27 protein-coding genes and 1 tRNA gene are annotated in these 25295 nt (G+C 62.3%); 15 read left to right on the top strand and 13 right to left on the bottom strand.

The window, feature by feature from the left end; all coding sequences use genetic code 11:
* Positions 1 to 2: 2 nt before the first annotated feature.
* Positions 3 to 278: a DUF2811 domain-containing protein gene (locus tag KBY49_RS06340; RefSeq protein WP_254933874.1), complete on the top strand. Its 276-nt coding sequence runs from the start codon at positions 3 to 5 to the stop codon at positions 276 to 278.
* On the opposite strand, the gene KBY49_RS06335 is transcribed toward KBY49_RS06340, so the two are convergent.
* The 6 genes from KBY49_RS06335 to KBY49_RS06310 all read right to left on the bottom strand — a co-directional run bounded on the left by KBY49_RS06335 (position 265) and on the right by KBY49_RS06310 (position 4330).
* Entirely contained in the window at positions 265 to 1020 is a 756-nt protein-coding gene (locus KBY49_RS06335) for a hypothetical protein (RefSeq protein WP_254933873.1), read from the bottom strand. The two genes, KBY49_RS06340 and KBY49_RS06335, sit on opposite strands and share 14 nt — an antisense overlap.
* 11 nt (positions 1021 to 1031) lie before the next feature.
* Entirely contained in the window at positions 1032 to 1490 is a 459-nt protein-coding gene (locus KBY49_RS06330; protein ID WP_254933872.1) for an EVE domain-containing protein, read from the bottom strand.
* A 4-nt stretch (positions 1491 to 1494) separates the two neighbouring features.
* Positions 1495 to 2931, bottom strand: coding sequence for a UDP-N-acetylmuramoyl-L-alanine--D-glutamate ligase (gene murD, locus KBY49_RS06325; RefSeq protein ID WP_254933871.1), 1437 nt, complete (start codon positions 2929 to 2931; stop codon positions 1495 to 1497).
* 26 nt (positions 2932 to 2957) lie between these two features.
* A tRNA-Val gene (locus KBY49_RS06320) sits at positions 2958 to 3029 on the bottom strand.
* Between the two features lie 16 nt (positions 3030 to 3045).
* Positions 3046 to 3813 carry a photosystem II S4 domain protein gene (locus KBY49_RS06315; RefSeq protein ID WP_254933870.1) on the bottom strand — a complete coding sequence of 256 codons (768 nt, stop codon included), beginning with the start codon at positions 3811 to 3813 and terminating at the stop codon, positions 3046 to 3048.
* Positions 3814 to 3817: 4 nt separating this feature from the next.
* Positions 3818 to 4330, bottom strand: a complete 513-nt coding sequence (locus tag KBY49_RS06310) for a hypothetical protein (RefSeq protein ID WP_254933869.1) — start codon at positions 4328 to 4330, stop codon at positions 3818 to 3820.
* A 73-nt stretch (positions 4331 to 4403) separates the two neighbouring features.
* Between KBY49_RS06310 and serA the strand changes: the two genes are divergently transcribed.
* The 4 genes from serA (at position 4404) to KBY49_RS06290 (ending at position 7798) form a co-directional block, all read left to right on the top strand.
* A complete protein-coding gene (gene serA, locus KBY49_RS06305; RefSeq protein WP_254933868.1) occupies positions 4404 to 5990 on the top strand; it encodes a phosphoglycerate dehydrogenase in 1587 nt (528 codons plus the stop codon).
* A 2-nt stretch (positions 5991 to 5992) separates the two neighbouring features.
* Complete coding sequence (gene prmA / locus KBY49_RS06300; protein WP_254933867.1) at positions 5993 to 6883, top strand: 50S ribosomal protein L11 methyltransferase; 891 nt, start codon at positions 5993 to 5995, stop codon at positions 6881 to 6883.
* Positions 6884 to 7025: 142 nt separating this feature from the next.
* On the top strand, positions 7026 to 7325 hold the full coding sequence (locus tag KBY49_RS06295) for a ferredoxin (protein ID WP_254933866.1): 300 nt from the start codon (positions 7026 to 7028) through the stop codon (positions 7323 to 7325).
* Between the two features lie 128 nt (positions 7326 to 7453).
* The gene (locus tag KBY49_RS06290; protein ID WP_396099482.1) at positions 7454 to 7798 is read left to right on the top strand and encodes a hypothetical protein; all 345 of its coding nucleotides are present in this window, start codon (positions 7454 to 7456) and stop codon (positions 7796 to 7798) included.
* 20 nt (positions 7799 to 7818) lie between these two features.
* Here the strand turns inward: KBY49_RS06290 and psbV are convergent, their stop codons facing one another.
* Together psbV and rnz are read right to left on the bottom strand one after the other, a co-directional pair.
* Complete coding sequence (psbV, locus tag KBY49_RS06285) at positions 7819 to 8346, bottom strand: photosystem II cytochrome c-550 (protein ID WP_254933864.1); 528 nt, start codon at positions 8344 to 8346, stop codon at positions 7819 to 7821.
* A gap of 96 nt (positions 8347 to 8442) precedes the next feature.
* Positions 8443 to 9390: a ribonuclease Z gene (rnz, locus tag KBY49_RS06280; RefSeq protein ID WP_254933863.1), complete on the bottom strand. Its 948-nt coding sequence runs from the start codon at positions 9388 to 9390 to the stop codon at positions 8443 to 8445.
* A gap of 67 nt (positions 9391 to 9457) precedes the next feature.
* Between rnz and KBY49_RS06275 the strand changes: the two genes are divergently transcribed.
* Positions 9458 to 10843 (top strand): SpoIID/LytB domain-containing protein, encoded by a 1386-nt coding sequence (locus KBY49_RS06275; protein WP_254933862.1) that lies wholly within the window; start codon positions 9458 to 9460, stop codon positions 10841 to 10843.
* The gene (locus tag KBY49_RS06270; protein ID WP_254933861.1) at positions 10830 to 11648 is read left to right on the top strand and encodes a glucosamine-6-phosphate deaminase; all 819 of its coding nucleotides are present in this window, start codon (positions 10830 to 10832) and stop codon (positions 11646 to 11648) included. The genes KBY49_RS06275 and KBY49_RS06270 overlap by 14 nt, the downstream gene beginning before the upstream one ends.
* Here the strand turns inward: KBY49_RS06270 and truB are convergent.
* Positions 11546 to 12433, bottom strand: coding sequence for a tRNA pseudouridine(55) synthase TruB (gene truB / locus KBY49_RS06265; RefSeq protein ID WP_254934050.1), 888 nt, complete (start codon positions 12431 to 12433; stop codon positions 11546 to 11548). The genes KBY49_RS06270 and truB overlap by 103 nt on opposite strands.
* Positions 12434 to 12518: 85 nt before the next feature.
* Between truB and KBY49_RS06260 the strand changes: the two genes are divergently transcribed.
* A complete protein-coding gene (locus KBY49_RS06260; protein ID WP_254933860.1) occupies positions 12519 to 13265 on the top strand; it encodes a bifunctional 2-polyprenyl-6-hydroxyphenol methylase/3-demethylubiquinol 3-O-methyltransferase UbiG in 747 nt (248 codons plus the stop codon).
* Positions 13266 to 13347: 82 nt separating this feature from the next.
* Here the strand turns inward: KBY49_RS06260 and rpmA are convergent, their stop codons facing one another.
* Positions 13348 to 13611 carry a 50S ribosomal protein L27 gene (gene rpmA, locus KBY49_RS06255; protein WP_254933859.1) on the bottom strand — a complete coding sequence of 88 codons (264 nt, stop codon included), beginning with the start codon at positions 13609 to 13611 and terminating at the stop codon, positions 13348 to 13350.
* A 58-nt stretch (positions 13612 to 13669) separates the two neighbouring features.
* Positions 13670 to 14047, bottom strand: coding sequence for a 50S ribosomal protein L21 (gene rplU, locus KBY49_RS06250; RefSeq protein WP_254933858.1), 378 nt, complete (start codon positions 14045 to 14047; stop codon positions 13670 to 13672).
* A gap of 196 nt (positions 14048 to 14243) precedes the next feature.
* On the opposite strand from rplU, the gene KBY49_RS06245 reads away from it, so the two are divergent.
* The 3 genes from KBY49_RS06245 to kaiC all read left to right on the top strand — a co-directional run bounded on the left by KBY49_RS06245 (position 14244) and on the right by kaiC (position 17081).
* Complete coding sequence (locus tag KBY49_RS06245; RefSeq protein WP_254933857.1) at positions 14244 to 15089, top strand: circadian clock protein KaiA; 846 nt, start codon at positions 14244 to 14246, stop codon at positions 15087 to 15089.
* Positions 15090 to 15120: 31 nt separating this feature from the next.
* A complete protein-coding gene (kaiB, locus tag KBY49_RS06240; protein WP_254933856.1) occupies positions 15121 to 15471 on the top strand; it encodes a circadian clock protein KaiB in 351 nt (116 codons plus the stop codon).
* 71 nt (positions 15472 to 15542) lie between these two features.
* The gene (kaiC, locus tag KBY49_RS06235; protein ID WP_254933855.1) at positions 15543 to 17081 is read left to right on the top strand and encodes a circadian clock protein KaiC; all 1539 of its coding nucleotides are present in this window, start codon (positions 15543 to 15545) and stop codon (positions 17079 to 17081) included.
* Here kaiC and KBY49_RS06230 read toward each other — a convergent pair.
* Together KBY49_RS06230 and purD are read right to left on the bottom strand one after the other, a co-directional pair.
* Positions 17078 to 19096: an ATP-binding protein gene (locus tag KBY49_RS06230; protein ID WP_254933854.1), complete on the bottom strand. Its 2019-nt coding sequence runs from the start codon at positions 19094 to 19096 to the stop codon at positions 17078 to 17080. The two genes, kaiC and KBY49_RS06230, sit on opposite strands and share 4 nt — an antisense overlap.
* Entirely contained in the window at positions 19093 to 20394 is a 1302-nt protein-coding gene (gene purD / locus KBY49_RS06225; RefSeq protein WP_254933853.1) for a phosphoribosylamine--glycine ligase, read from the bottom strand. Before purD ends, KBY49_RS06230 begins: the two co-directional genes overlap by 4 nt.
* 146 nt (positions 20395 to 20540) lie before the next feature.
* Here purD and KBY49_RS06220 point away from each other — a divergent pair, with 146 nt between their 5' ends.
* From KBY49_RS06220 to lpxC, 4 genes are read left to right on the top strand one after another with little or no spacing between them, the layout of a single operon-like run.
* A complete protein-coding gene (locus tag KBY49_RS06220) occupies positions 20541 to 21545 on the top strand; it encodes a hypothetical protein (protein WP_254933852.1) in 1005 nt (334 codons plus the stop codon).
* Entirely contained in the window at positions 21542 to 22297 is a 756-nt protein-coding gene (gene purC, locus KBY49_RS06215) for a phosphoribosylaminoimidazolesuccinocarboxamide synthase (protein ID WP_254933851.1), read from the top strand. The genes KBY49_RS06220 and purC overlap by 4 nt, the downstream gene beginning before the upstream one ends.
* Positions 22298 to 22339: 42 nt before the next feature.
* Positions 22340 to 24409 carry a BamA/TamA family outer membrane protein gene (locus KBY49_RS06210; RefSeq protein WP_254933850.1) on the top strand — a complete coding sequence of 690 codons (2070 nt, stop codon included), beginning with the start codon at positions 22340 to 22342 and terminating at the stop codon, positions 24407 to 24409.
* Positions 24409 to 25284 carry a UDP-3-O-acyl-N-acetylglucosamine deacetylase gene (gene lpxC / locus KBY49_RS06205; RefSeq protein WP_254933849.1) on the top strand — a complete coding sequence of 292 codons (876 nt, stop codon included), beginning with the start codon at positions 24409 to 24411 and terminating at the stop codon, positions 25282 to 25284. The genes KBY49_RS06210 and lpxC overlap by 1 nt, the downstream gene beginning before the upstream one ends.
* Positions 25285 to 25295: the final 11 nt, after the last annotated feature.

The following is a 25295-nucleotide window of genomic DNA, read 5'->3' as shown; positions in this document are numbered from 1 at the left end:
AAATGGCCCTGGGCGTGGCGAAGGAGTTGGTAAAGCTTCCTAAGGAGCAAGTAGCCCAGGTCGAGGAGGGACTGGTCAGCTTTCGCGCCGAGGTGCCCGAAGCCCTGCTCAGTGCCATGAAGATCTTCATTGAAGGCCATCCCAATTGGGATCAATACCGCCTAGTGCAGGCGGCTGTGGCGGGTTTTTTAGTGCAAAACGGCCTGGAGGATCGGGGGGTTACCCGCTGCTACCTGGCCAATTTGTTTCCAGGCCAAGCCAGTTTTAAAGGGAATTGATCTCTGCGAATAGTTGCCCGTAGGCCGCTGCCAGGGTGCAGAAGGTCACCGGCAGGGCCACCAGCAGTCCCACGGGCAGCACCAAAAAACCGGCCAACAGAATCAGCAGCACCACCAGGGTCAGGCCCAGGGCATGGAGCCAGTGGGGATCGACGGCAGCCCGGCCGCTGCGGAAGGAGGCCAGGGGTGATAGCCCGCCGATCAGGGTGAGCGGCAGGCAAAGGATTTGATCGGCAGCCAGATAAACCGCCACCGCCACTCCCGCCACCAGGGGGATGGGAGCAAGCCAGGGCTGCAGCAGGGTCAGCAGCCAGGCACTGGCCTGGGCAAACCGCAAAATCAATGCATTGAGCACCAGGATCAACAACAAGGTGCCGCCGCAGCGGGCCATGGCCCGGCCATCAAGGCGCATTAGGTTCTGGAGGCTGGGTCTCTGGCCAGCTAGGGCGAGTTGGGCTCCCCGCATCAGGCCCACCACCAACCAGAGGCTGGTGGCTGCATAGGCCAGCCAGGCCAGGCCGGCCAGGGCAACGGCCAGGCCATCGGGATGGCCAAATAGACCCACGATGCGGCTGCTCTCGTAGCGATAGAGCAGCTGGCTCAGCAGGTTGGTACCCCCACTAACCAGGGTGAAGCCCATCAACACCCAGGGGCAGTGGCGGAAGGCTTTCCAGCCCCTCTCCAGGGCCCCTCGAATGGCGATTGCCGGGTGGTGTTGGTGTCTGGGCTGGGGCAGCTGCATCGCCAGGGGGGCTAGCTCCCCTCCAGGAGGGAGAAGAGCTTCTGGGCACTGGCCTCAGGCACCGGCAGGATTGAAAGGCGGTTGCCCCGTTTGACCACTCCAAGCTCCTCTGGGCCAAAGGATTCCTTGAGCTGATCAAGGCTGAGGAAATTGCTAAAGGTGCGCAAATAGCGCAAGCGGGCGCAATCCCAGCGCGGCTTGGCGGGGCTGGCAGCGGGGTCGAAATACTTTGATGCGGGATCGAATTGGCTGGGGTCGGTGAGCCCGGTTTCAACCACCTCCATCAGCCCCACAATCCCCGGTGGCTTGGTATTTGAGTGGTAGAAGAAGGCCTGGTCGCCCACCGCCATGCTGCGCATGAAGTTGCGGGCCTGGTAGTTGCGAATGCCATCCCAGAGGGTCGTGCCCTCGGCCTGGAGATGGCTGATCCCGTAGACATCGGGCTCGCTTTTCATCAACCAGTAGGCCATCGCCTCAATCCTTGTCGGGCAGGGAAGCTACCAACTGGCGGAAATGGTCGCCGCGGGCTTCGAAATCACTGTATTGATCGAAGCTGGCGCAGGCAGGTGAAAGCACCACCTCAGGACAACCCAGCCTTTCGGCTAGGGCGGCTGCCTGGGTGACGCCCGCCGCCAGCTCTGGGCAGCAGACCACCGTGCCGCCATAGCCAGCGGCATCAAGCAGGGCGGCAAATTCCTGTTGGGCTGCGCCAAAGAGCACCACTGCCCTGGCCTGGGCCTTGAGCCCCTCGATCCAGCCGCTGGCATCGCCCTGCTTGGAGGCACCACCCGCCAGCACCACAAGGGGGCCCTGCAGGGCTTTGAGGGCCACCTCGGCGGCGTCGTAGTTGGTGGCCTTGCTGTCGTTGAAGTAGGTCGCCCCCCTGTGGCAGCGCAGCCGCTCGAGCCTGTGGGGGACCCCTGGAAAATGGCGAAAGGCCTTTTCCATTTGCTGGCCGCTGAGGCCCGCCTCCAGGCCGGCCGCGGCAGCTAGCAGCAGGTTTTGGCGGTTGTGGGCGCCGGGCATGGCCAGGCAATCGGCCGCCATTAAATGCTCAGGCCCGCCAGGGCCCTGGCGCCACACCCCATCGCCCTCAATCCAGAGCGCCGGACCTATGTCCTCCGGCAGCTGCGACCGCAGGGCCAAGCGCGGCCCCGCCGTTACCCAGGTGGCCCGATCCCAGCTGCTGGCACGGCTAAGGAGGTCGGGGTCATCGCCATTGAGGATGCGCACTTCGCTGCGCTCCAGCAGGCTGCGCTTGATGGCCCGGTAGTTTTCGAGGTTGCCGTGGCGCTCCAGGTGGTCTGGGGTGAGGGTGGTCCAGATGCCGATTTTTGGTGCCACCTGGGCGGCTGCTTCGATTTGGTAGCTGCTCAGTTCCACCACCATCCATTGGGGCAGGGATTGGCCCGGTTGCAGGCGCTCGAGCACCAGCTCGGCGGCCGAGAAACCCACATTGCCGGCCATCGGTGCATCCAGACCTGCGCTTTGGAGCAGGTGGCTGACCAGGTGGGTCACGGTGGTTTTGCCATTGGTGCCGGTGATGCCAATCCAGGGGCTGCCAGTGCTGGCGCGCCAGGCGACGGCCACCTCCCCTTCCACGGCCATTCCCTGCTGGCGTAGGGCCACCAGGGTGGGTTGATCCCAGGGGATGCCGGGGCTCACCACCACGCGGTTGGGCCGGGTTGCCAGGGCGGTGAAAGTTTCTGCTGTGAGGGGTTTCGCCAGTTCTACGGCAATGCCGAGCTGGCGGAGGCTGCCGGCAAGGGCTTCTTGCTCCGCCCCGCTTTGGCTATCGATCACCAATACCGATCCACCCTGCTGGCGGAGCAATTTGGCGGCCCCCCTGCCCGACCTACCCAGGCCGACCACAACGGTTAAACCAGCTGCGGCCCCAGGGTTCTCAGACAACGTTGCCTACAGCGTGAACTGGAAAATGGGCGATACTGGAATCGAACCAGTGACTCCTACCGTGTCAAGGTAGTGCTCTACCTCTGAGCTAATCGCCCCAGAAGCGCCAGCAACCTAGCAGCGCACCATCACGACTCTCCAGCGCTCCCGCTTGGTGCGTTCGGCGGCCTCGAGGGTCAGTTCACCGCGGCCGCTCCATTGCACCCGATCCCCTGGTTTTAGTTCCTGGCTGGGGCTGCTGACTGATTGCCAATTGAGGCGCAGATCCCCCTGGCGAATTAGCCCGGCCATGCGGCTCCTGGACAGGCCAAAGCCAGCAGATGCCAGGGCATCGAGCCGTAGGGAGGCCTCCACGCTGTTCAGTCGCCGGGGCATCCGCTGGGCGGGTAGTTGTAATTCCCCCAGGGGTCTGGCCTGCAGCTGCACATCGATGCTGCGCACCTGGGCCTGCTGGTCATCGAGTAGGTCTGCCAGCTCCGTGCAAACAATGGCCTGGGCCCCCCGATCGCCCCGCACCCACACATCTCCCAGGGCGCTGGGGTCCACTCCTGCGCAGGCCAGCAGACCCGAGCGAAAGTCGGCGGCAGTGGCGGGATCAAACAGAAAATTGCCACTAATTTCCAGCCCGCCCAGCCCGTCTTCCCCGTGGCGCCCGTCGCCCTCGCCCAGAAAGGGGCTGCTCTCTTGGTGTTGCAGTAGCAGTCGCCGCCGTTCGGCCCCCGGATGGCCGCCCCAGCTCTGCACATTTAATTCGGCCAGCAGGGCCAGTTGCTGCTCGGTCTCCTCCCGCTGTTGGCCGTCCAGAAAACCAGTCCAGAGCGGCTCCCAGCTCCTGAGGGCCTGGGCTGCCAATTCCAAGATGGATTCGCTGTTGCTGGCCATTGCTTCAGTCGTCGAGGCGCACCACGGCCCTGGGTTTGGCCTGTTGCAGCAGGGCCCAGGGCATTTCCACCCCAAAGGGCGTTTCAACCAGCAGTAGCCAGTTGCCCTCCTCGAGCCGGTTGCGCAGGCTGCGGATCCGGTCGTCCTCTTCCGAGCTGACGCTGGCGGCGGCGGCAAAGCTGCCCATCCAGCCCGATCCCATGCCCAACAGGGCTCCCACCAGGTGCTGGCTCCACTCACCGGCAAAGGCAAAGGTGTCTAGATCGGTCATGTAGGTAAAGGTCAGACCGGCAAAAAAGCCAAAGGGAATCAGCCAGCGGGCCATGCTGCGCTGCCGCCGTTGGCGGGCGGCGGCGGGGTTTAGGCGCGCCACATCGGCGAAAGCTGTTTCGCCCTCGCCAATGGCCAGCAGCTGGACCATCGAGGGCTGGCGCTCAGCCAGCTGGCTGTGCAGTTGATGCAGCCGCTTGCGATCCGCCACAACGACCACCACGCTGGCCCCCACAGGTGTAGTCACCGCCAGAAACCTCCAGGAACAAGCCAACCGGTCACTACACTGCACCCCCGGCTCACCCACCCACCCGCCGGGCATGACAAAGGTTCTGGTTTCTGATCCGATTGACCAGGCGGGGATCGACATCCTCTCCCAGGTGGCCCAGGTGGATGTGAGGTCCGGCTTGCCGCCGGCCGAGCTGAAATCGATCATTGGCGAATACGACGCTTTGATGATCCGCTCAGGCACCCAGGTGACCGCGGAGATCATTGAAGCCGCAGACAAGTTGCGCATCATTGGCCGCGCCGGGGTGGGGGTCGACAACGTTGATGTGCCCGCCGCCACCAAGCGGGGCGTGATTGTGGTGAATTCGCCCGAGGGCAACACCATCGCCGCCGCAGAGCATGCCCTGGCCCTGATGCTCGCGCTTTCGCGCCACGTGCCCCACGCCCATGCGAGCACCATGGCCGGCGGCTGGGACCGCAAGAAATATGTGGGTAACGAGCTCTACAAGAAGAAGCTGGGGGTGGTGGGGCTAGGCAAGATCGGCTCCCATGTGGCCCGGGTAGCCAAGGCCATGGGCATGGATGTGATGGCCTACGACCCGTTCGTCTCGGCCGAGCGAGCCCAGCAAATGCAGGTGCGGCTGATGCAGTTACCGGCCCTGTTCGCCGAAGTCGATTACGTGAGCCTGCACCTGCCCCGCACCCCAGAGACCGAGAACCTGGTGAATGCGGAGCTGCTCAAAACGATGAAGTCCACTGCCCGCATCGTCAATTGCGCCCGCGGCGGCATCATCGATGAGGCGGCCCTGGCCCATGCCGTCCGCGACGGTGTGATCGGTGGTGCTGCCCTGGATGTGTACGCCAATGAGCCCCTGGAGGCCGATTCAGCCCTGCGCTCGGTGCCAGAGCGGCTAATCCTCACCCCCCACCTGGGGGCCTCCACGGAGGAGGCCCAGGAAAACGTGGCGATTGATGTGGCGGAGCAGATCCGCGACGTGTTGCTGGGGCTGCCGGCCCGCAGCGCCGTCAATATCCCTGGCCTCACCCCCGAGGTGATGGAGCAGCTAAAACCCCATCTGCAACTGGCCGAAACCCTTGGCCAGCTGGTCAGCCAACTGGCCGGTGGCAGCGTCGAGCAGCTGGAGGTGCGACTCCAGGGCGAATTTGCCAACCATCCTGCCCAGCCCCTGGTGATTGCGGCCCTTAAAGGCCTCCTCTCCACCGCCCTCGGGGACAGCATCAACTACGTGAATGCCGGGTTGGAGGCCAAGGCCCGCGGCATCCATGTGCTGGAGGTCAAGGATGAGGCCAGCCGCGATTTTGCCGGTGGATCCCTGCAATTGAGCAGCAAAGGGGCCCATGGCAGCCACAGCGTTACCGGCGCCGTCTTTGCCGATGGTGAGCTGCGCATCACCACCATCGATGAATTCCCGGTGAACGTGGCCCCCAGCCGCCACATGCTGATCGCCCGTCACCGGGACATGCCCGGCATCATTGGCCACCTGGGCTCGGTGCTCGGCGAGCAAAACATCAACATCGCCTCGATGCAGGTGGGTCGCCGCATCGTGCGGGGTGATGCGGTGATGGTGGTGAGCCTGGACGACCCGATCCCGGCCAGCCTGTTGGCAGCCATCAACGGCATCAACGGCATCCAACAGGCCCACACGGTCACTTTTTAGAGATGGCCTGGTGGAGGTTGGAGCTGGCCTCTGCGCCGGAGCTGGAGGAATCCCTGCTTTGGAAGTTGACGGCCCTGGGCATCCCCCGGGTGGCGATCCAGCACCGCCCGGAAACACCCCGCCAGCGCACCCTGCTGGCCTGGCTACCTGAAAGTGATTGGCCACCCGCAGAGCGCCAACACCTCGAGCAGGCCCTCGGGGCCCTGGCCGAGCCCTTTGGCCTGACCTTGCCCGCAATCAGCTGGAGCCAGCAGGCCGACGAGGACTGGAGCCTGAGCTGGAAGCAGCACTGGCAGGCTGATCCCGTGGGGGAGAGGTTTCTGATCCTGCCGGCCTGGCTGGATTGCCCCGAGGAGCACCGGCAGCGCCTGGTGATCTGCATGGACCCTGGCAGTGCCTTTGGCACCGGCAGCCATCCCACCACCCGCCTGTGCCTGGAGGCCTTGGAGGGCATGGATCTGGCGGGCCTGCGGGTGGCCGATCTGGGCTGCGGCAGCGGCGTCTTGGGGCTCGGGGCCCTGCGGCTCGGGGCGCTCAATGTGGCCGCCGCAGATACCGATTACCTGGCAGAGCGGGCCACCGGCGACAACGCAGCCCTCAATGGCCTGAGCGATCGGCTGGAGGTGGCCCTGGGGTCGATTGAGGTGCTTGAGGACCTGCTGGCAGGCCAGCCGGCCGACCTGCTGCTCTGCAACATCCTGGCGCCGGTGATTGAGGCCCTTTGCCCGAGCTTTGCCAGCGTTTTGGCACCAAGCGGCGTGGGTCTTTTGAGTGGCCTTTTGGTGGACCAGGCTCCAAACCTGCAACAGGCCTTGGCGGCACAGGGTTGGAGCTCCGAACTCAGCGCCCAACAGAGCCAGTGGGGCCTGATGAAGATCCGGCGTGTCACATAAGGCACACTGATCAGTGCCCTGTCTTTGATTGGCCTTCACCCCCTCAGCGCCAAAAAAGCCCTGGAAAGGCCTCTGGGGGATGTATGAATGGCGAGTCCTACAGACCTAGCCCTCCGGCTGTCTGTGAGCCCCAATCTTTTCCATGGCTTCCTACAAGGTCACCCTCATCGGCGAGAGCGAAGGCCTCAACAAAACGATCGAGGTACCTGATGATCAGTACATCCTCGACGCTGCTGAAGAGCAGGGCGTTGACCTGCCCTACTCCTGCCGCGCTGGTGCCTGCTCCACCTGTGCCGGCAAACTGACCGCAGGCACCGTCGACCAAAGCGACCAAAGCTTCCTCGACGACGACCAAATCGAAGCTGGCTTCGTGCTCACCTGTGTGGCTTACCCCACCAGCGATTGCACGATCAAGACCCACGCTGAAGAAGAGCTCTATTGATCGCTTGGGCCTTCGCCCAACGATTAATTCCAGCCATCAGGTCAAGCGGTTAATCCCCGCGATCAACGGCATCCAACCTTGCGTTGATCCCCACTCCTTTTTCTGCCACCCTGCGGGGTGGCTTTTTTATGGCCGCTTCGGCTTCCCCTATGCAAGGCCTCTTGGAGCATGGCACTGAGCACGCCAGCCCCGGCGGCCAGTTCAGCTATCGGGTGCTTGGCCCCTGCTGTCGACTATTCGATCGAGAGGAGCTCCCCTGGCCCTGCTGCAGGCTGGCCTGGCGCAGTAAGGAGCCCAGCTGGCGGCGCATCGGTCGGCGCTTTGTGCCCGACTTGGCATCCAGGCGTTGTCCCAGCTATGCGGTGGAGCTGCTCCTGCCCGGAGCGCGACCAACCCGCACGGTGATCACCCTCTTCCCGCAGCGGCTCTCCGGAGAGCTCCAGGAATGGTGGTACAGCAAAAAAGCCCCCTAGAGGGGGCTTGCTTTGGGGAATCAGAAGTAGATCTTGCCGCCGCCCCACTGGAGGCCCTGCACCTTGGGAGAAACCAGGATGTAGCCAGCCATCAGCCTGAGATCGTCGTCGTTCAGATCGCGCATCTTCACGAAGATGTCGCTGCTGCGCAGGCTTGGGTGTAGGTCGGCAATCGAGTATTCGCCGTCGTAGGAGGTGGGGTCCTTCATGTAATCCACCAGGGCCTCGACGTTGTCGCGGGCAGGGGTGGCCAGGGCCAGGGTTTCGGGGTCAAGACCCACGTTCTGGTTGGTCTTGGTGATGCCACCGGCGTGGCACTCACCACAGCTGTTGTTGAAGAGTTTGCGGCCCGCTTTGACTTCCTGCTCGTTGAAGGTCACCTCGGTGCCGTCAGGGGTGGCAGGCACGGTCAGTTGTTCGGCGCTCCATTGGGCTGCCATCGCCGGGGAAGCAAATCCCAGCAGCAGGGCCAGGGGCAAAACCAGCAGTGCACGGACCAGGTTGCCCGCAGCATTGCGGAAGGCAGCTAAGGAGAGGGAGGAGGCCATTGGGAGAAGCCGGAGGGGGCGGATCAACCGCATCGGAGACCTTGTATCACGGGGGAAGGGGCCTCCGGTGCGGAATCACGTGAACTGTTGCAAGCGCTAGCTGCCACTGGCGATTTCCAGGCTGAGGAAATCCTTGGCGAGCAGGCAGTTCGGGAAGATCGCCTGGGCTTCTGCGAGCAGGTCGTCTGGGGTGGTCTGGTTGCCCGGCATGTACCTGGGGCTCAGGTGGGTCAAGGCCAGTTGCCTTACCCCCGCCTCCAGGGCTGTCTGGGCCGCCATGGTGCTGGTGGAGTGCTGCCTCTGGTAGGCCAACTCCTGTTCCCCATGGCAGAAGGTGGCTTCGTGGATCAATAGATCGGCGCCCCGGGCCAGCTCAACGGCCGCTTCGCAAAACACCGTGTCGGTGCAATAAACCAGGCTGCAACCGCGACGCTCGGGGCCGCAGAGGGATGCTCCATTGATGATTCGGCCGTCTTCCAGCGTGATGGTGCGGCCAGCCTTGAGCTCGGCATAGATGGGCCCGGGGGCAATGCCCAGGGCCTGGGCCTGCGCCACGTCGAAGTGCCCTGGGCGTTTTTTTTGATCGACCCTGTAGGCGAAGGCCGGGATCCGGTGGGTAAGGGGGGCAACGCGTACGCTGAACTCCCCATCGTCGAATAGCAGCTCCCCTGAGCTGGCGGCCTGTTTTACCCGGTGGGTGCGCAGGGGGTAGGCAATCCGGGTGGAGGTGGTGCGCAGCACCCCTTCTAGGTAATCGCGCAGGGGATCAGGGCCGTAGAGATCCATGCCGCCGCAGCTGCCCGCCATCCCCAGGCTGGCCAGCAGCCCTGGCAGGCCCAGCACGTGGTCGCCGTGCATGTGGGTAATGAAGATCCGGCTGAGTTGGGAGACCCTCAGCTCGCTGCGCAAAAACTGGTGCTGGGTGGCTTCGCCGCAATCGAACAGCCAGAGCTCGGAGCGTTGCGGTAGCCGCAGGGCAACGGAGGAAACATTCCTGCCGCGGGTGGGAACCCCGGAGCTTGTGCCTAAGAAGGTGACCTGCATGCGGCCCCCAGCGCCTCTTCAGCATGCTGCCACGCGGCGCTGGCTATCCCCAGTCGAGCTGGGCACAATGGAAGCCCCTTGGCTGTTTTTGTTGTTGCCCGTGGCGCCGCCCCCATCCGCCAATTTGCGCTCCCGGCAGTGCCAGCGCCTGTGGGGCCTGCTGGGCGGATTGGGTTTGGCTAGCCATCCGGCCCTTGCCCTCGCCCAGGAAGGGCCTCTGCAGCCCGCCCCCACCACCTTTGGGGCCATCCAGAGGCAGTACATCCAGAGTCAGGACAGCCGTGAGCCCACGGTGCGGGTGTTGCTGGCTGAAGGCCCAAGCCTGCGCGTTAGCGCCACCGACTATCCCCTGGCCCTGCGGTTGGTGGGGGGCGCTGGTGCGGCTGGAGAGCGCCAGGTAATTGCCCCCGGAGCAGAGATCAGCCTCAGCCTGGAAGCTGGCAGCGTGCTGGTGCAGGCCGACCCAGGCGGCCCTACGACCGTGCTTTCGGTGCGCGAGATCTGGATAGAGCCCCTCGACAGTGGTTTTTCCCTGGGTGTGGCCAAGCCTGGCGGTGACTTTGCCCTCAAACAGCGCAGCTACCGCGGGCGCCTCCAGCTGTTGGTCAATCCCGCCATGCTCCAGGCGATCAACCATGTGGGTTTGGAGAGTTATTTGACCAGCGTGGTGGGTAGTGAAATGCCTGCCAGCTGGCCCCAGGCGGCACTGCGGGCCCAGGCGGTCGCGGCCCGCACCTATGCCCTCAGGCAGCGTTCGGCTGCCAAGGCCTTTGATGTGAGTTCCACGGTGGCCAGCCAGGTTTACAAGGGGGTTGAAGCGGAAACCCCCTCCACCCGGGAAGCTGTCGCCAAAACCCGCGGCCAGGTGCTGATGTACGGCCCAAGCCTGGTGAATGCCGTTTTCCACAGCAGCAGTGGCGGCAGCACCGAAAACAGTGGTGATCTTTGGAGAGAGCAGTTGCCCTACCTGGTGAGTGTGCCCGATGTGGACCAGGAAAGCCCGGTTGCCCGCTGGCAGCTGCAGCTGGAGCCGCAGGCCCTGCGCAAGGCCTTTGCCGAAACGGGAGGGGCCAGTCGCATTGACGTGCTCTCCACCACCCCCTCTGGGAGGGTGCGCCAGGCCCGGGTGGTGGGGCCCCTGGGCACCTTGGTGGTAACCGGCCCGGAGTTGCGCAGTCGCCTTGGCTTGCGCAGCACCATGGTCCATTTCCAATTGGCTGGGCCGGTGGCGATTGATCCAGACCAGGCCATTCTGCCGGTGCTGCCCCCACCCCTGGTGGAACCACAGCCCAGCGCTGCCCCCACCCTGATGGCGATTGGGCGTGGCTTTGGCCATGGTGTGGGCATGAGCCAATGGGGTGCCTACGCCCTGGCCCTGCGCGGGGAGGACTATCCCCAAATCCTGCGCTACTACTTCAGGGGCACCGAGCTAAAACCCTATGCAGCCCCATGAGCTGATCGCCCTGGCCGATGGGGCTGAGGTGGCCAGATGGGTGGCGGCCAGGCTGCTGGAGGCATCGACAGGCACCCTCGGCTTGGCAACGGGGCGCACCATGGAGCCGATCTATGCCGAGCTGGTGCGGCTGTGGTCGGAGCTGGATGGGACAGAGCAGGCGCATCGGCGCCAGTGCTGGCGCAGCTTCAACCTGGACGAATACGTGGGTTTATCGGAGCTCAATCCCCAATCCTTTGCATCCTTCATGGTCCGCCACCTGCGTGAACCCTTGGGCCTTGATCCCCGCCAGGTGCGGCTTCCCAATGGTGGGGCGTCCTCTGCTGGTCTGGAGGCGCAGCGCTACGCCGACGAGCTGGCGGCCGCCGGTGGGGTGGGCCTGCAGTTGTTGGGCCTGGGGCTCAATGGCCATGTGGGCTTCAACGAGCCCCCTTGCTCGCGGGATAGCCCCTGCCGCTTGGTGGAGCTCAGTGGGGCGACGCGCCAGCAAAACGCCGCTGCCTTTGGGGGGGATCCTAGGGCGGTTCCGCCATGGGCCATCACCCTGGGGATGGCGGAAATCCTGGCGGCTGACCAGGTGCTGCTGGTGGTGACCGGTGCGGCCAAGGCAGGGATTCTCCAGCAGTTGCTGAGCTCGGCACCGACGCAGCTACTGCCAGCCAGCTGGTTGGGCTTGCACCCCCTGGTCACCCTGGTGGCCGATCAGGCGGCGTTGAACACCAGTTTGGGCTGCAATAGGCCGCCTTCTACGGCCCGGGCCATGCCGGCCAAGCTCCCATCTGCCCCAACCACGACCACTGCTTGACCGGTCTGGAGCCCCGTGCCCAGCTCGGGGCTGGCCTCAAGCAAGCGGCCACAGCGCCAGCCCAACTCCTGGTCAGGGTCGAGCCTTTGTTGCTTCAGGTGGGCAAGGGCTGCCAGGGGATCTATCAGGGCCGGCGGCGGTGCTTGCTCGAGCTCCTCCAACGCCACCGCCCGGTCGAGGCGAAAGCCCAGGGCCCCGGTGCGACGCAACCGGGCCAGGCTGCCTCCGCAACCCAGGGCCTCCCCCAAATCTCTTGCCAGGGATCGGATGTAGGTGCCAGCGGTGCAAGCCACCTCCAGCTCCAGGCTGCCGCTGCTTGCATCCCAGGCCAACAGTTCCAGGCGGTGGATCGTCACGGCCCGGGCCGTCAATTCCAGGGTTTCGCCGCGCCGGACCCGGGCGTAGGCCCGCTCCCCATCCACATGCACCGCCGATACCTGGGGCGGCACCTGCTCAATGGCGCCGCGAAAGGCCGCCAGGGCTGCATCCAGTTCCCCTTCCCCGAGGGCGGGTACGGCCGAGCGGTCCAGCACCTCTCCCTCCAGATCGTCGCTACTGGTGCGAATACCCAGTTGGATTACACCCCGGTAGGTTTTATCGCCCTCCAGGTAGGGCAGCAGGCGGGTGGCAGGGCCAAGGGCGATCGGCAGCACCCCGGTCACGGCGGGATCGAGGGTGCCGCCATGGCCCACCCGCTTCAGGCCATAGGCCCGCCTAACCCTGCCCACACAGGCGTGGGAGCTGAGGCCGGCCGGTTTGTCGAGCACTAGGAAGCCGCAAGCCATCGATCGGGTGCCAGCAGTGCCTGCGGCCACTCTGCCCCTCTGCGGCCCACCATTGGGGCCATTGCCTGGGCCCTACGGTGAAGCCATGACCACCCTTCCTGTGCTCAATCCGCAACGCTTCCTGGCGGATGGCTTCGACCTCTCGGCGCAGTTGGCCCGATATTTGGACCTCAGCATCGAGGAATTGGCCGGGCGGCTGCCCAACAGCACCAACGACCTGGCGGCAATCCATCCCGGCGCCTTTGACCCGGAGCAGGCCGGCCGTTTCTACGAGGAAACAGTTGGTACGGGGCACCTGCTGGAGTTGGCGGCCTGGCACCTGGGCAGCGCCGACTACATCGCCGACACCCTGCGCCTTCAGGAAACCTTCGCCAAGGGCAGGGTGCTCGATTTTGGCGGCGGCATCGGCAGCCATGCCCTGGCTGCAGCGGCCCTGCCTGAGGTGGAGCGGGTGTGGTTTGTGGATCTCAACCCCCACAATCGCGCCTTTGTACAGGCTCGCGCTGTCGAGCTCGGCCTGGGCGCCAAGCTGAGCTGCTATCGGGATATGGCTGACCCGGCCCTGCCCGCGCGCTTCGACACGATCGTTTGCCTGGATGTGCTTGAGCATCTGAGCGATCCTGCCGACCAGCTTGCCCTGTTTGCCGAGCGCCTCGCCCCAGCCGGCATCGCCCTGCTCAACTGGTATTTCTTCAAGGGCTTTCAGGGTGAGTACCCCTTTCACTTCGATGCCCCAGAGCTGGTGGAGGCTTTTTTCCGCACCCTGCAGGGGCGTTTTCTGGAGGTATTCCACCCCTACCTGATCACCACCAGGGCCTATCGGTTGGCTTGAACGAGCCCGTGGGCTGGGCCATTAAAAAGCCGGCGGATGTCCGCCGGCAGCAAGGACTCCCTTTATTGGCCTGGGGCCAATTTCAGCCGATGGCAACGTTGATGCGCTTGCGGTTGCGCAGGCCGCGCTTGATGCTCTCGAAGTTGACTACGCCATCCACCAGTGCGAACAAGGTGTCGTCGGAGCCGCGACCAACATTGACCCCGGGTAGCACCGAGGTCCCCCGCTGACGGATCAGGATTGAACCGGCGCTTACGGTCTCACCGCCGTAGCGCTTAACGCCGAGGCGCTTGGAATTGGAATCCCGGCCGTTGCGGGTGGAGCCTGTGCCTTTCTTGTGGGCCATGGGGGGAGGAAATCAGGGTGAAATAGCTGGGGGTAAGCCTGGAAAGTGCAGGCTTGGATCAGGCCAGGGCTTTGCCGCCGACGGAGATGGACTGGACCATCACCCGGGTGAGCTCCTGACGGTGGCCGTTCTTGCGGCGGGTCTTCTTCTTGGGCCGCATTTTGTAAACGATCAGTTTGGGGCCGCGGCGATGGGCCATCACCTTCAGCTCCACGCTGGCGCCCTTGACGAAGGGTTGGCCGAGGGTGGCGGCCTTGCCGTCATTGACGAGGAGAACGTTCTCCAGGGTCAAGGTGCTGTCCACCTCGGCGCTGATCCGGTCGAGGTCGTAGTAGCGGTTTGGTTGCACCCAGAACTGTTGGCCGGAGGCCTCGACAATTGCGTAGGGGCTCGGAGTGGTGGGCCCGGGGGCCTCGGTGACTTTCTTGTCTGTCATGGCAGCAAGGGCGTGGCCAGGCTGAAGGAGGTAAGGCTCTGAACTCGGGCAAAGCCCAGGGTCGGCACAAAACCCGGGCCTTCATTGGGCCTGGCGCACAAATTGAAAAACAAACAATAATTCTCCAACTTCAGCCATCCTTTAGTCAATATTTGAACGCCAATTGTCCGGGGCCTGCCCGTTGCGATCGCGGTCCATGCCCGAGCCCGCCCTAACCATTGCCTCCCTGATTCGTGATCCGCTGCTCCAGGAGGCCTGCGGGCGCTGGTTGGACGGCGGCCCTTGCGAACTTGTTTGGCTCGATCTGCCCAACCAGCCAACCCCAAATCTGGCGGCCCTTCTCGAGGAGCGCCGGGATGCCTTTGATGCCCTGCTGCTGGAGCAGGGAGCGATTGCCCCTGAGGTGTACCAATCCCTGCTGGGGGCGGGCCTGGTGCTGCCGGCTGTGGTGGTGGGAGAGGTCAGTGGCCAACTGGAGTTCCACGATGCCGAGGTGCATCTGCCGCCAGACCAGCTCGAGCAATTGAGCTACAGCTTCGATGCGGCCGTATCCCGTTTCCTGCGCCGCGGTCGGTTGTCCGCCAGTAATGGCGCGGCTGAGCAGGCGCCCCCGGGCCCCCCGGAGCGCTGGAAGCTGGCCAATCGGCTCAAGGGCCGGCTAGGATATGTTGGGGTTTTTTATAAGCGGGATCCGGCTCGCTTTTTGCGAAATCTGCCGGAGCAGGAGAGGGAGGTGCTGATGCGTTCCCTTGAGCGCACCTACCGCGACTTGCTTTTGAGCTATTTCCGGGATCCGGCCGCGGCCAACCAGGCCCTAGAAAGCTTTGTGAACACTGCCTTTTTCTGTGACCTGGCGGTCACCAAAGCTGTAGAGATTCACATGAATCTGATCGATGGCTTCTCCAAGCAGCTCAAGCTGGAGGGACACAAGAACGACTTTCTGCAGGACTATCGCCTTGCCCTGCTTGATGTGATGGCCCATCTTTGTGAGATGTACCGCCGTTCGGTGCCTCCCGACGCGCCCTTGGGCGCCCAAGTTTGACCTTTTTGGCTCGACCCAGCAGGCCCCTGCCATGACCCCCAGAAAGACCTACATCCTCAAGTTGTATGTCGCCGGCAACACGCCCAACTCGATGCGGGCCCTCAAGACCCTGCGCAACATCTTGGAAACGGAGTTTCGTGGTGTCTATGCCCTCAAGGTGATCGATGTTCTCAAAAATCCCCAGCTGGCAGAGGAGGACAAAATTTTGGCTACCCCAACCCTCGCCAAAATTTTGCCGCCGCCCGTGCGCCGCATTATTGGCGACCTCTCCAACCGGGAGCGGGTATTGATCGGGCTTGATCTGCTCTACGAGGAGCTGGTGGAGGAGGACTTTGACGATGGCGAGATCGATGCCACCGAAGCCCCAGCTACCGGCGACTGAGCGCTCTTCAGCTCTTCTCCATGGTTTGGGCGCCACTTTCTGCCTAGCGTCGTCGTAAGCCCGTTTTTTCCATGCAGGATCCCAGCTCCACCGGTTCCTCCCTGATGCAGGTGCAGAAGCTCCCGACCGGGATAGAGGGCTTCGATGATGTCTGCCACGGCGGCCTGCCGATCGGCCGCTCCACCTTGATCAGCGGCACCTCTGGCACGGGTAAAACCGTCTTCTCGCTGAACTTTCTCTACAACGGCATTCGTCATTACAACGAGCCTGGAATCCTTGTCACCTTTGAGGAATCGCCCCTAGATATCCTGCGCAACGCCGCCAGCTTTGGCTGGAATCTCCAGGAGATGGTGGAGCAGGACAAGCTTTTCATTCTGGATGCTTCTCCCGATCCAGAGGGCCAGGATGTGGCCGGTAGTTTTGATCTTTCAGGTTTGATTGAGCGAATCAACTACGCGATTCGTAAATATAAAGCCCGCCGGGTGGCGATTGATTCGATCACAGCAGTGTTTCAGCAATACGATGCTGTCTCGGTGGTAAGACGTGAGATTTTTCGCCTAATTGCCAGGCTCAAGGAAATCGGTGTCACCACGGTGATGACCACCGAGCGCATTGATGAATATGGCCCTATCGCCCGCTATGGCGTCGAAGAATTTGTCTCCGACAACGTGGTGATTCTGCGCAACGTGCTGGAGGGGGAGCGCCGTCGCCGCACCGTGGAAATTCTCAAACTAAGGGGCACCACCCACATGAAGGGTGAGTTCCCCTTCACCATGGGCAGCCATGGCATCAGCGTCTTCCCCCTGGGCGCCATGCGCCTCACCCAGCGCAGTTCGAATGTGCGAGTGAGCTCGGGTGTGCCCCGTCTAGATGAGATGTGCGGAGGGGGATTCTTCAAGGATTCGATTATTTTGGCAACCGGTGCCACCGGTACGGGTAAGACACTGCTGGTAAGCAAATTCGTTGAGAATGCTTGCGCCAACAAGGAGCGGGCAATCCTATTCGCCTACGAGGAATCACGGGCCCAGTTGCTGCGTAATGCCACCAGTTGGGGCATTGACTTTGAGCAGATGGAGCAGGACGGGCTGCTCAAGATCATCTGTGCCTATCCGGAATCCACGGGCCTAGAGGACCATCTCCAAATCATCAAAACCGAGATCAGTCAGTTCAAGCCATCCCGGATGGCTATCGATTCCCTATCTGCCTTGGCCCGGGGGGTCAGCCATAACGCCTTCCGCCAGTTTGTAATCGGTGTGACCGGTTATGCCAAGCAGGAGGAAATTGCCGGCTTCTTCACGAACACCTCCGAGGAGTTTATGGGTAGCCATTCGATCACCGATTCCCATATCTCCACGATTACGGACACAATCCTGTTGCTTCAATACGTGGAAATCTGCGGTGAGATGGCCCGCGCCCTCAACGTGTTCAAGATGCGCGGCTCATGGCACGATAAGGGAATCCGCGAATTTGTGATAACTAGCAACGGCCCTGAGATCAAGGATTCCTTTTCTAACTTTGAGCGGATTATCAGTGGTGTTCCCCACCGCATCAGCACCGATGAGCGCAGCGAGCTATCGCGCATAGTGCGCGGTGTGGCCGACGACGATTAGCTCCGGGTCAGGCTGCTGGCTTCGTAGTCGTAGCGGCGGCGATCAGCTTGCAGCTGCAATTCATCGGAATCGGAATCTTCCAGGGCCAGGTCAAACCAGAAGAGGGTGCCTACCCCCAGCCCGCTTGCCATCTTGATGAAGCTGCCGTGCTTCTCCAAAATGCCGCGCACAATCGCCAGGCCAAGGCCCGTGCCAGCTTCCGTATGTACCGCGTTTTCTACCCGGTAGAAGCGCTCAAAGATGCGACTTTGATCGGCTTCTGAGATGCCACAACCACTGTCGGCAATTTCAATGCGCAGCCTGGGCAATGGGGAGGTGAGTTCACAGCTCGGGTTGTCATTTAGGCTGTCGCTTGAGTTATTGCTGGAGCCGTCACTGGAGTTGTAAGTGAGCTGACATTGATCGGGCCAGGGGTAGACCCGCAGCATTAATTGCCCCCCCTGGGGGGTGAATTTGAGTGCATTGCCCACCAGGTTGTCGAACACCTGCAGTAATAAATCCCAATTGCCTAGAACCCGAGGCAGTTGGGCCTCGGCATCAAAGCCCAGTTTGACGCCCTTTTCTTCGGCGTTTAGGCGGTAGGTGCGCAGGGTTTGCTCAATTGCTGGTGCCACGTCCAGGGGCTCCAGGGTGCATACCCGCTCGCTCTCTAGCCTGGATAGGTCCAGAACATCATTCACGAGGCGGGTGAGCCTGTCGGTTTCGTCGTTGGCAATGCCAAGGAATTCTTTTTTCTCCGCTTCCGTCAGTTGGTCCCCCATGTCATGGAGGGTCTCCACGTAGCTCTTGATGTTGAAAAGAGGAGTACGCAACTCGTGGGAAACGTTGCTGATGAAACGGCTTTGGGCCGCATTTAGCTCCACCTCCCGCGTGAGATCTTGGATGGTCATCGCTATACCTTTAAGGCTTTCACCACTGGCATCTTTAACGGCCTGCAGCACTATCCGTAGGGTGCGGGCCGGCTCGCCAAAGCTGCAGCGCACATCGGCGGAATCCTTGCTGTTGCTGACCATGCTTTCCAGGGCGGCCTGCAGCTCTATTGCCAGGACCTCGGGGAGCTCGGCGATCAGGTCTTTGCTTTCTAGGTTGCGACCTTCCCAGCGAAACAGCCTTCGGGCAGTGGGGTTTACCAGCACAATTGCCCCTTCGGCATCTAGTAAAACTGCCCCATCGGCCATCGTTGCGATTAGGGATTGCTGCTTGATCTGGGCAGCGGTGAGCTCTTCGATGTTTGCCGCTTTGTAAACTTCTAGCTGGGTAGCCATCATGTTGAAGCCGCCGAGCAGTTCCCCCAGTTCGCCGCCCACCGGCAGTGAGAGGCGCGTTTCAAAATCGCCGCCGGCAATAGAGCGGACCCCCTCCAGTAATTCTTTTACGGGCCGAGTGATTGTGAGGGCGTTGAACACTGCGCCCAGGATCACAAGCACCCAGATTGAGATGAACACCGCCACGGTTACTTCCCTGGTCAGGGCGGCGCTGGTGAGCAGGGTTTCGTTGGGGTTGATGCCCAGGGCCAATACCCCCAGGTAACGCCCCTGGCTCACGATTGGTACAAATACATCGGTCACCTTGCCGTCGGGGCTGAGGTGCTGGCGGATTAGGGGGTTTTCCGGGCGCTTTTGGATGTCGGCTGGCAATTCCAGCCGGCGGGTAAGTAACTGGCTGCTGCTGCCGGCAGTGCCGCCAATCGGAATACCCAGGTAAATGACCCCTTCCGGGTCGGCGAAAAAGATGTAGCGGAGGCTGCGGCTAGAGCGCCAGAAGCGATCGGCCACCGCGGCCAGTTCGCGGTCGTTGCCCTCGGCCACCAGCGGCGTCACGTTGGCGGAAAGCAGCAGACCCAGGTCGCGGGCGAAGCGGGTGTCACTGCGTTGGGCATCCCTTTGGATGCTGTTGAGGGCAAAGAAGGTGATGCCTGTCATCAGCAGGCTCACCACCAGGGTTGCCACCACCAGCAGCTTGGTTTGCAGGCTGAATTCAGCCCACCATTGCCCTAACCGCGCTTGCCAGCTCATCGGTGGCGCACCTGGTGGCCGATGTCTCGGCGGAAGGTTATTCCCTCAAAATGCACCTGCTTAAGGCCGGCGTAGGCCCGCTCAAAGGCCCCATCGAAATCCTCCGCCTGGGCAACCACCGCCAGCACCCTGCCGCCACTGGTGTGGCATTGGCCGCTGGCATTGCGTTGGCTGCCGGCGTGGAATAGCTGGAGGTCGTTTTGGTTTTGGAGGCCGCTGGAGATCGGATCACCGCTGCGGATTTCGCCGGGATATCCCTGGGCTGCGGCGATCACGCAGGCGCTGCAGCGGGGGGAAACGCTCAGTTTGGGAGCGCCTTCCAGGTTGCCTGAGGCGCAGGCCAGCAGCACTGGGGCCAATTCAGGACCCATCAGGGGCATCAAGGTTTCACATTCTGGATCGCCAAAGCGGCAGTTGAATTCGATCACCTTGGGGCCCTGGGCGGTGAGCATCAAACCCGCATAGATAACGCCCCGGTAATCAATTCCGCGCCCCTGCAGGGCCGCCAGGATGGGCTCAAGCACAAGGGTGCGCACATTTTCCAGGCCTGCCCCATCGAGCAGGGGGGCAGGGGCATAGGCGCCCATGCCGCCGGTGTTGGGCCCGGTGTCTCCTTCGCCGATACGCTTGTGGTCCTGGGCCGGGGGGAGCAGCACCATGCCGGAGCCATCGGTAAGGGCAAACACCGACACCTCCGGGCCGCTCAGCCGCTCTTCCAATACCAGGGATGCGCCGGCCTCGCCAAAACGGCCAGCGAATATCTCCTCAATGGCCGCCATCGTTTCTTCGATGTTTTCCGCCACCGTGACCCCCTTGCCAGCGGCCAAACCATCCGCCTTGACCACAAAGGCCTGCTGTTCGCGATCCACCACTGCCAGGGCCTCTTCGCGGCTGTTGGCGGCCCAGTAGCCCGCCGTAGGTACGCCCGCCTCCAGCATCAGGGCCTTGGCCCACTGCTTGCTGGCTTCCAGCTGGGCCCCATCGGCCCCGGGGCCAAAAACTGCGAACCCGGCACTGCGCAATGCGTCGGCCAGGCCTGAGGCCAGTGGGGCTTCCGGGCCCACCACCACCAGTTCGATCTGGTGCTGCTGGCAGGCCTGCACCAGGGCGGCCTGGTCGCCTTCGGCGATGGCGAGCTGGCCAACTCCCACCAAATCAGCGGTGCCGCCATTTCCCGGTGCTATCCACACATGCTCCACACCTGGGCAGCGGCCCAGGGCCCAGCCCAGGGAGTTTTCCCGGCCTCCGCCTCCCACCACCAGGATCCGGGCTGGGCTTTGGCTTGCGGCTGGAGCCATCTACTTGGGGGGGATGGGGGTTGGAAGGAGCGCAGCAGCTCCCTTAGGTTGGGCGCCGCATTGCGGGCCGCCGTGCCCACCTTCTCTACATGCCGGCCCGGCCTTATCCATTTTCAGCCCTGGTAAAGGTAGGCCTTTCCAGTTTGGTGGTCCTGGCGGTCGGCCAGCCTGGAGTCGCCCAACCTGGAGCTGGCAAAGCTGGACTCTCCCAGTCTGGAGCTGGGCAGGATCTCGCCAGCGCCTGCGAGGAGGCCATTGCCAAGGGCGACAGCAGCACCGTCCAGCTGCTGCAGGAGCGATTGATGACAATCAAGCCAGCGCCCCAGCCCTTGGCGGTGGTGCTGGCCAATGCCCAGGTTTTGCTGACTTGCGAGGCTCCGGATTTGGCGCTGCAGGTTTTGGCCCGTTTTTCGCCAGCGCCAGGGGCGGAGCGAAACCTTTGGATGGAAATGCAGTGGCGGGCTGCTGCGGCCGGTCTCCATCACGGCCTGGCGGCCCAGGCCCTCCAAAACTTGGCTTCAGGGCCCATTACCAGCCTGGAGCTGCGCCAACTGCCCCTCAAGCAAAAAGAAGACGGCAGCTGGATCACCCGTTCGGCCCTGGATCTATTGGCGAGCCATCTGGAGAGCCTGGGGCGTAACCGCGAAGCGGCGGAGGTGCTGCTCTCTGGCCGTCAGGGCGGAGCGGTGCGGGCCGAGCGCATCGCCCTGGCCGTGGCCCTTCTGGAGGCTTTGCCCCCCCAAGACTCCTTGCCAAGGGGGCAAAAACAGCGGCTGCTGGAGTTGGCCCTGGAGCAGGCCGCAGCCTCAGGCTCCTGGGGACTGGTGGCAGAGCTGCTAGATCGCCAGCTGGATCTGGATGCTGCCAATGCCCCAACTCCAACTGGAAATAAAGCCGAAGGGGGGCTGGGCCGTTCCGTGGCCATGCAGCGACGCCTAAAACTCAGTGGCCGCATCGACGATGCCTACGGTGAATGGCAGGCACGCCGGCGCCAAGCCCCAATTACTGAACCAGCCCCATTAGCGCGAGCTGATCGGGAGCGGTTGGCAGCCCTGGAACTGCAACTGCGCTCCCCCCGGTCCGCCGGCGGCCACGCAGCTGCTCTCCAGCCCCAAAACCCGCCCCAAACCCAGCTTCAAAGCAAGCCATGAGCGCCTACACCCTCGGCCCCCTGCTCTACGAGGGCAAGGCCAAACGAGTGCATGCCACCAACCACGACGACGTGGTGGCGGTCGAATACAAGGACGACGCCACCGCCTTCAACGCCCTCAAAAAGGCCCAGCTGGCTGGCAAGGGTGAGCTCAATTGCCGGATCTCAGCACTGGTGTTTGAACGCTTGGCTGCCCGGGGGGTGCCCACCCACTACCTCGGTGTGGATGGATCCAACTGGATGTTGGTTAGGCCGGTGCGGGTGATTCCGATCGAGGTGGTGATTCGCAATATCGCGGCGGGCTCCCTCTGTAAGCAGATGCCAATTGGGGCGGGGACTCCGCTGGATCCCCCCTTGCTCGACCTCTATTACAAGGACGATGCCTATGGAGACCCCCTGCTCACTGAGGCCAGGTTGGAACTGCTGGGCCTGGTCAGCCCGGTGCAACGCCAGGCAATCGAAGACCTCGCCCGCCTGGTCAACCGGGAATTATTGGAGCTTTTTACGGAAGCGGGGCTAATCCTGGTCGATTTCAAAATTGAGCTGGGCCTAACCCAATCAGGTGAGCTGGTCTTGGCAGATGAGATCAGCCCGGATACCTGCCGTCTCTGGGATGGGGCTGTGGCCGACGACCAGGACCGCATCCTCGACAAGGACAGATTTCGCCAGGATTTAGGGGGAGTTGTCGAGGCCTACGGGCAGGTCTGCAAACGGGTCCAAGGGGTGTGTCCTGAGCCGAGACATTACGGCTAAGGTCACTCAAATTTGCGGCCTAGCCGCTCCCTAGTGTTTTCCATGGCTGGCTCGCTTGGTTTTAGGGCCTCTGCCCTTCCCGCCATTGGGGCAGCCCTTCCCGCCATTGGGGCCATGATTTTGGCCTCTGCACCAGCGCTGGCCCAGGCTCCGCCAGGAAACAAGCCTGCACCAAAAAACCAGCCTGCCAAAAAAAATCTTCCTGCAGCGGCAGCCAAAACCCCTCCGGCCGAAAAGCAGGTACTGATTTCCGAGGTGGCCATTGAGGGCCTTCAGGGCCATCCGGAGCGGGAGCGCCTGGAGTTGGCTGCCTATGCGGCGATGGTGACAACCCCTGGCACCAGGGTGACCCGCAGCCAGCTGCAAAACGATCTCTCGGCCATCTACGCCAGCGGTTGGTTTTCGGATGTGCAGATCAAGCCCATCGATGGCCCCTTGGGCGTGCGCCTAGTGGTCACCTTGGTGGCCAATCCGGTGCTTACCAAGGTCAGCCTTGACCTGGCCAAGCCCAAACTGCCGCCCCAGGTAATCAAGGAGACCTTCGCGGCCGACTACGGCAAGACCCTCAATCTCAACACCCTGCAGCAGCGCATGCAGGAACTGCAGAAGTGGTATGCAGACCAGGGCTACTCCCTGGCCAGGGTTACGGGGCCTGGCCGGGTCAGCCCCGATGGTGATGTTCAGCTGCAGGTGCGGGAGGGCACCGTGGCCGGGGTGGACGTGGAGTTCATTAACAAGGAAGGCTCCACCACCAACGACAAGGGTCAGACTATTAAGGGCAAGACCAAGTTGTACGTAATTACCCGCGAGGTGTCCCTTAAGGCTGGTGCCCTGTTTAATCGCCGCACCTTGGAAGAGGACATCAAGCGCCTCTACGGCACGGGCCTATTTGGCGATGTCAAGGTGACCCTTAAGCCCCTGCCCTCAGAACCGGGCAAGGTAACCGTGGTGCTTGGCATTGTCGAGCAGTCTTCAGGCTCTTTGTCTGGTGGTTTGGGCTATAGCCAAAGCCAGGGTGTATTTGGTCAGATCCAATTGCAGGACTCCAACCTTTGGGGTAAGGCTTGGGATCTTTCAACAAACATCTCCTATGGACAATATGGGGGATTGGGTGATATCAGCCTCTCCAATCCTTGGATTAAGGGGAATAAATATCGCACCTCAATGCGCACTAGGATTTTCTTCAGTAGGGAGGTGCCGCAAATCTTTCAAAGTGAAAATAACAGTTACTTTGCCACGTTAAATGGCGATTCCCCGCCCACTAATACCGGCAATGAGGTGGCGGTACAGCGCATTGGTGCCAGCGTTCAATTCGTGCGGCCCCTGAATGGCGGCAATCCTTTTAAAAAGGCACCCTGGAATTTGATCCTTGCTTTTGGTGGCCAAAAAGTAACCCCGATGGATTATTCCGGAACGGCTGCTGCTAGGGCTTCCATAGCTGGCCAGCCCAACTCGAATATTTGTTTGGCTTATAATTGTGCAACTGAAAACCAACTGCTCAGCTTTCGCCTAGGCACCGCCTACAGCACCCTCAACGATCCCCGTAACCCCACTAAAGGCAATTTCTTTACGGCAAGTACCGAGCAGTTCATGTCGGTTGGCCCCGATTCGCCAACTTTTAACCGCTTGCGAGCCAGTGCCACCCATTACATCCCGGTTAACTGGATAAAAATATTCAAGGGCTGTAGGCCTAAAAATGGCGAAACCCCAGACTGTAAACAGGCCCTTGCCTTCCAGGGAACCCTGGGCACGATGGTTGGAGATGTCCCCCCCTACGAAGCGTTCTGTCTGGGTGGTGGCAACTCAGTTCGCGGCTACTACACCTGCGACTTGGGCGTGGGTAAGAGCATGGCAGAGGCCACGATTGAATACAGATTTCCACTTTTCAAGATTATTAGCGGCGAACTTTTTGTGGATGCTGGCACTACTTTTGGCAGTCAGGCAGATATCAGTGGCAATCCAGGTGGAAAGCTTGGTAAGCCAGGTGATGGTTTCTCCGTGGGTACGGGCTTGATTGTCAACACCCCGGTAGGTCCCCTGCGCTTGGAAATCGCGACCCAGGATTTCACCAGCAACTACCGCTTCAACCTTGGTGTGGGCTGGAAGTTCTAGTGCTGCCCGGTCTCGATTCCTATCCCTGGCCAGAGAATTACGGCGAAGCCCATACCCTCGCTGGCCCAGTCGAGCGCAGCGGGGTGGGCCTCCACAGCGGCATTGCGGCCAGAGTCAGGCTCCAGCCCTCCGAGAGGCCGGGTTACTGGGTTGGCTGGCTAAGTAAGCCATTCCATCCCCTAGTGCGGCTTGAGCCTTCCCAGGTCGCCGACACCGAGCTCTGCACGGCCCTTCAGCTCGAGGGCGGGCGGCTAGCCACGGTGGAGCATCTTTTGGCCGCCTTGGCTGGCACCGGGGTGAGTCAGGCAGAAATCCTGGTGGAGGGGGAGGAGGTGCCCCTGCTGGATGGCTCGGCCCTTCCCTGGGTGGAAGCAATCGCTGAGGCTGGTTTGGCCCCCCTAGGCACGTCCGTGACTGCCCCAATGGTGGAGTCACCCGTCACTCTTCAGCAGGGCAGCAGTTTTGCCACTGCCCTACCTGCCGCCTGTTTCCAGGTGGGGGCAGCCATTGAATTCCAGGATCGGGCCATTGGCCGCCAGCTCTTCTCCCTAGGCCTCACCCCCCAGAACTTTGTTGCGGAGATCGCCCCAGCCCGCACCTTTGGCCTGCGCTCCCAGGTGGATCAGTTGCTGGCAGCAGGTTTAATCAAGGGAGGTTGCCTGGAAAATGCCCTGGTTTGCGATGGCGACCAGTGGCTCAACCCCCCCCTGCGTTTTAACGATGAACCGGTACGCCATAAAATCCTCGACTTGATTGGCGATCTGGCGCTTGTTGGCTTGCCAAGGGCCCAGGTGTTTGCCTATCGGGGCTCCCATGGGCTTCACACTTCCCTGGCCGCTGTCTTGGCAAGCTGCCCCCAAAGCCTGGCGGCCTAGGTTCGCTTTTC

The sequence above is a fragment of the Cyanobium sp. WAJ14-Wanaka genome, assembly GCF_024345375.1.
Taxonomy (GTDB): domain Bacteria; phylum Cyanobacteriota; class Cyanobacteriia; order PCC-6307; family Cyanobiaceae; genus Cyanobium_A.
This window is presented reverse-complemented; position numbering and strand designations above follow the sequence as displayed.

Excerpts from the sequence above, each read along its gene's own strand:
- KBY49_RS06340 (WP_254933874.1), top strand. The coding sequence starts at position 3 with ATGGCCCTGGGCGTGGCGAAGGAGTTGGTAAAGCTTCCTAAGGAGCAA.
- KBY49_RS06335 (WP_254933873.1), bottom strand. The coding sequence starts at position 1,020 with ATGCAGCTGCCCCAGCCCAGACACCAACACCACCCGGCAATCGCCATT.
- KBY49_RS06330 (WP_254933872.1), bottom strand. The coding sequence starts at position 1,490 with ATGGCCTACTGGTTGATGAAAAGCGAGCCCGATGTCTACGGGATCAGC.
- KBY49_RS06315 (WP_254933870.1), bottom strand. The coding sequence starts at position 3,813 with ATGGCCAGCAACAGCGAATCCATCTTGGAATTGGCAGCCCAGGCCCTC.
- serA (WP_254933868.1), top strand. The coding sequence starts at position 4,404 with ATGACAAAGGTTCTGGTTTCTGATCCGATTGACCAGGCGGGGATCGAC.
- prmA (WP_254933867.1), top strand. The coding sequence starts at position 5,993 with ATGGCCTGGTGGAGGTTGGAGCTGGCCTCTGCGCCGGAGCTGGAGGAA.
- KBY49_RS06295 (WP_254933866.1), top strand. The coding sequence starts at position 7,026 with ATGGCTTCCTACAAGGTCACCCTCATCGGCGAGAGCGAAGGCCTCAAC.
- KBY49_RS06290 (WP_396099482.1), top strand. The coding sequence starts at position 7,454 with ATGGCCGCTTCGGCTTCCCCTATGCAAGGCCTCTTGGAGCATGGCACT.
- psbV (WP_254933864.1), bottom strand. The coding sequence starts at position 8,346 with ATGGCCTCCTCCCTCTCCTTAGCTGCCTTCCGCAATGCTGCGGGCAAC.
- rnz (WP_254933863.1), bottom strand. The coding sequence starts at position 9,390 with ATGCAGGTCACCTTCTTAGGCACAAGCTCCGGGGTTCCCACCCGCGGC.
- KBY49_RS06275 (WP_254933862.1), top strand. The coding sequence starts at position 9,458 with ATGGAAGCCCCTTGGCTGTTTTTGTTGTTGCCCGTGGCGCCGCCCCCA.
- KBY49_RS06270 (WP_254933861.1), top strand. The coding sequence starts at position 10,830 with ATGCAGCCCCATGAGCTGATCGCCCTGGCCGATGGGGCTGAGGTGGCC.
- truB (WP_254934050.1), bottom strand. The coding sequence starts at position 12,433 with ATGGCTTGCGGCTTCCTAGTGCTCGACAAACCGGCCGGCCTCAGCTCC.
- KBY49_RS06260 (WP_254933860.1), top strand. The coding sequence starts at position 12,519 with ATGACCACCCTTCCTGTGCTCAATCCGCAACGCTTCCTGGCGGATGGC.
- rpmA (WP_254933859.1), bottom strand. The coding sequence starts at position 13,611 with ATGGCCCACAAGAAAGGCACAGGCTCCACCCGCAACGGCCGGGATTCC.
- rplU (WP_254933858.1), bottom strand. The coding sequence starts at position 14,047 with ATGACAGACAAGAAAGTCACCGAGGCCCCCGGGCCCACCACTCCGAGC.
- KBY49_RS06245 (WP_254933857.1), top strand. The coding sequence starts at position 14,244 with ATGCCCGAGCCCGCCCTAACCATTGCCTCCCTGATTCGTGATCCGCTG.
- kaiB (WP_254933856.1), top strand. The coding sequence starts at position 15,121 with ATGACCCCCAGAAAGACCTACATCCTCAAGTTGTATGTCGCCGGCAAC.
- kaiC (WP_254933855.1), top strand. The coding sequence starts at position 15,543 with ATGCAGGATCCCAGCTCCACCGGTTCCTCCCTGATGCAGGTGCAGAAG.
- KBY49_RS06230 (WP_254933854.1), bottom strand. The coding sequence starts at position 19,096 with ATGAGCTGGCAAGCGCGGTTAGGGCAATGGTGGGCTGAATTCAGCCTG.
- purD (WP_254933853.1), bottom strand. The coding sequence starts at position 20,394 with ATGGCTCCAGCCGCAAGCCAAAGCCCAGCCCGGATCCTGGTGGTGGGA.
- purC (WP_254933851.1), top strand. The coding sequence starts at position 21,542 with ATGAGCGCCTACACCCTCGGCCCCCTGCTCTACGAGGGCAAGGCCAAA.
- KBY49_RS06210 (WP_254933850.1), top strand. The coding sequence starts at position 22,340 with ATGGCTGGCTCGCTTGGTTTTAGGGCCTCTGCCCTTCCCGCCATTGGG.